The sequence below is a fragment of the Nonomuraea harbinensis genome, assembly GCF_019396385.1.
GTDB classification, from domain to species: Bacteria; Actinomycetota; Actinomycetes; order Streptosporangiales; family Streptosporangiaceae; genus Nonomuraea; species Nonomuraea ferruginea.
Genome location: NZ_JAHKRN010000118.1, coordinates 1 through 2,025, shown reverse-complemented (window position 1 = coordinate 2,025; position 2,025 = coordinate 1). Strand labels below are relative to the sequence as shown.

General features: G+C 57.3%; 1 rRNA gene. It reads right to left on the bottom strand.

Features of this window, described 5'->3' with window-relative positions:
* A 23S ribosomal RNA gene (locus KME79_RS44250) occupies positions 1–2,025 on the bottom strand; the annotation flags it as partial.

The following is a 2,025-nucleotide window of genomic DNA, read 5'->3' as shown; positions in this document are numbered from 1 at the left end:
GGTGGGAGACCTCATCTCAAGGCAAGCTTCCCGCTTAGATGCTTTCAGCGGTTATCCCTCCCGAACGTAGCCAACCAGCCATGCACCTGGCGATACAACTGGCACACCAGAGGTTCGTCCGTCCCGGTCCTCTCGTACTAGGGACAGCCCCTTTCAAGTCTCCTGCGCGCGCAGCGGATAGGGACCGAACTGTCTCGCGACGTTCTAAACCCAGCTCGCGTACCGCTTTAATGGGCGAACAGCCCAACCCTTGGGACCTACTCCAGCCCCAGGATGCGACGAGCCGACATCGAGGTGCCAAACCATCCCGTCGATATGGACTCTTGGGGAAGATCAGCCTGTTATCCCCGGGGTACCTTTTAGCCGTTGAGCGACACCGCTTCCACACGCCGATGCCGGATCACTAGTCCCAGCTTTCGCTCCTGCTCGACCCGTCAGTCTCACAGTCAAGCTCCCTTGTGCACTTACACTCAACACCTGATTGCCAACCAGGCTGAGGGAACCTTTGGGCGCCTCCGTTACCCTTTAGGAGGCAACCGCCCCAGTTAAACTACCCACCAGACACTGTCCCCGATCCGGATCACGGACCAGAGTTAGACATTCAAAACGACCAGAGTGGTATTTCACCAATGACTCCACCCGAACTAGCGTCCGAGCTTCCCAGTCTCCCACCTATCCTACACAAGACGCTCCAAACACCAATGTCAAGCTGTAGTGAAGGTCCCGGGGTCTTTCCGTCCTGCTGCGCGAAACGAGCATCTTTACTCGTAGTGCAATTTCGCCGGGTCTGCGGTTGAGACAGCGGGGAAGTCGTTACGCCATTCGTGCAGGTCGGAACTTACCCGACAAGGAATTTCGCTACCTTAGGATGGTTATAGTTACCACCGCCGTTTACCGGCGCTTAAGTTCTCACCTTCGCCAACCCGAAAGTCAGCTAAGCGGTCCCCTTAACGTTCCGGCACCGGGCAGGCGTCAGTCCGTATACATCGTCTTACGACTTCGCACGGACCTGTGTTTTTAGTAAACAGTCGCTTCCCCCTGGCCACTGCGACCCCCACCAGCTCCCACCGCAAGGGCGTTCACCAGCAGAGGTCCCCCTTCTCCCGAAGTTACGGGGGCAATTTGCCGAGTTCCTTAACCACAGTTCACCCGATCGCCTTGGTATTCTCTACCTGACCACCTGAGTCGGTTTAGGGTACGGGCCGCCACAACACTCACTAGAGGCTTTTCTCGGCAGCATAGGATCATCCACTTCGCCACAATCGGCTCGGCATCACATCTCACCCACAAGTGTTGCGGATTTGCCTACAACACGGGCTACATGCTTACCCCAGGACAACCATCGCCTGGGCTGGACTACCTTCCTGCGTCACCCCATCGCTTACCTACTACCCGATCGGATCGAGCGTTCACTCTGACGGCCGTCCCGAAGGACAACCCGAGCTAAGGACTCTTAGCATCACGAGGTTCAGTATGGGCGCATTGAAGCGGGTACGGGAATATCAACCCGTTGTCCATCGACTACGCCTGTCGGCCTCGCCTTAGGTCCCGACTTACCCTGGGCGGATTAACCTGCCCCAGGAACCCTTGGTCATCCGGCGCGAGGGTTTCTCACCCTCGATTCGCTACTCATGCCTGCATTCTCACTCGCACAGCCTCCACCACTCGATCACTCGGCGGCTTCACCGGCTGCACGACGCTCCCCTACCCATCAACCCCCCACAAGGGAGGATCAATGCCACGACTTCGGCGGTGTACTTGAGCCCCGCTACATTGTCGGCGCAGAATCACTTGACCAGTGAGCTATTACGCACTCTTTCAAGGATGGCTGCTTCTAAGCCAACCTCCTGGTTGTCTCTGCGACTCCACATCCTTTCCCACTTAGCACACGCTTAGGGGCCTTAGTCGGTGATCTGGGCTGTTTCCCTCTCGACTACGAACCTTATCGCCCGCAGTCTCACTGCCACGCTCTCACTTACCGGCATTCGGAGTTTGGCTGACGTCAGTAACCTTGTCGGGCCCATC